The 251-nt window shown below is 38.2% G+C and carries 1 protein-coding gene; it reads right to left on the minus strand.

The genetic code is table 11. The annotated features are described in order from the left end of the window. The coding region (locus SB775_RS31980) for a penicillin-binding transpeptidase domain-containing protein (RefSeq protein ID WP_410865310.1) at positions 1-251 on the minus strand (251 nt) is incomplete at both ends.

A 251-nucleotide genomic window follows, 5' to 3' on the forward strand; every position in this document is an offset into this window, starting at 1 on the left:
TCACTAAGAATATTCCCAACAATAGGTGCTGCTACAACTCCACCAAATTGAGTGACTCCTTTTGGATTATCCACTGCTACATAAACAACAATTTGCGGATCGTCAGCTGGAGCAAAACCGATAAATGATACAATATAGTTATTATCTAAATATTTTCCATCTTTCACCTTTTGAGCAGTTCCAGTTTTTCCACCTACACGATATCCATCAATATAAGCCCCTTTACCCGAACCTTTCGCTACAACATTCTC

Source organism: Peribacillus sp. SIMBA_075 (assembly GCF_046534585.1).